At 61.4% G+C, this 1,468-nt stretch carries 1 protein-coding gene and 1 pseudogene; both read right to left on the minus strand.

What is annotated here, in order from left to right; translation table 11 throughout:
* Positions 1-469: pseudogene (locus MWC30_RS21560) on the minus strand (NADH-quinone oxidoreductase subunit N); the annotation flags it as partial.
* A gap of 15 nt (positions 470-484) precedes the next feature.
* The coding region (locus tag MWC30_RS21565) for a NuoM family protein (protein WP_244086265.1) at positions 485-1,468 on the minus strand (984 nt) is incomplete at its 5' end.

Below are 1,468 nucleotides of genomic sequence, written 5' to 3' on the forward strand. Positions count from 1 at the left end.
AGATCATCCGCGTCCGGGCGTAACCGGCCAGGACGTAAAGGGAGACGCTCATGAGCTCCACCCCGAGAAACACCGTGATGAGCTCCGCCCCGCCGGCCATGATCATCATGCCGAGGGTCGCAAAGAGAATGAGGGCGAAGTACTCGCCCCGTGGCAGTCCCTCCTCTTCAAGATACCTCATGGAGATGAGGACCGTGAGGCCGCTCCCGAGAAGAAAGATGAGCTTGAAAAACCGGCTGTAGTTGTCCACCACCCACATGTCGCTGAAGGAATAGGACACCGACCGCGCGGAAAACCCCGCGGGCTCGAGGAGGACCACCACGAGCGCCCCCGCGATGCCGAGCAGGGCCACGTACCCGTAGGCGGACCGCAGCCCGGGGGCCCTCAGGGACTGCAGCACCAGCACCGCCAGGGCAAAAACCGATATCATGATTTCCGGAAGGATGGCGCCGAGATCGATTGAGTTCATTACCTGTTCCATATGCTATCGCCTCTGCTCCGCGGCAATCTGCTGCCTGTTGTTTAGCCCCGTAACTCCCCCGGCATCCGCCACCGCGCCGGGACTGCTCACGACCTGCAAAAGATGCTGAACCGAGGCGTCCATCTTGTTCAAAAAGGGCCTCGGGCTCACGCCGATCCAGACGATGAAGACGATGATGGGGAGTAAATACGCGTACTCCCGGGAGGTCATATCCTTGAGGCCCTTATTTTCCTCCTTCGTGATCTCCCCGTACATGACCCGCTTGTACATCCAAAGAAGGTAGATGGCCCCCAGCATGAGCCCGATGGTGGATAGGAGCCCGTAGCCCACGGAGGCCTTGAAGGCGCCGATGAGGATCAGCAGCTCGCCCACAAACCCGTTCAGCCCCGGCACCCCCATGGACGAGAAGCAAACGAGCAGGAAAAGGCCCGCAAAGACCGGCATGACCTTCATGATGCCGCCGTATTCGGCGATGAGCCGGGTATGCCGTCTTTCATAGAGCATCCCGACGATCATGAAGAGCGCCCCCGTGCTGAGTCCGTGGTTGATCATCTGGAGCAGGCCCCCCTTCACCCCCTCGGGGTTCAGGGCGAAGATCCCCAGCATGCAGTACCCGAGGTGGCTCACGCTCGAGTAGGCCACGAGCTTTTTGATGTCCGCCTGGGCGAGGGACACGAGAGCCCCGTAGATGATGCCGATGACCGAGAGGCAAAAAACGAGGGGCATGAAGTCCACCGTCGCCTGGGGGAAGATGGGCAGGCTGAACCGCAGGAACCCGTACGTCCCCATCTTCAGAAGCACCCCGGCCAGGATGACGCTGCCCGCCGTCGGCGCCTCCACGTGGGCGTCCGGAAGCCATGTGTGGAACGGGAACATGGGCACCTTGATGGCGAAGGCGAGGAAGAAGGCCAGAAAGAGCCACGTCTGGTAGCCCGCCGGGAGCCCCAGGTTGTGGTAGGTCAGGATGTCGAAGGTGACGATCCCCGT

It is taken from the genome of Desulforhabdus sp. TSK (genome assembly GCF_022836495.1).
GTDB lineage: Bacteria > Desulfobacterota > Syntrophobacteria > Syntrophobacterales > Syntrophobacteraceae > Desulforhabdus.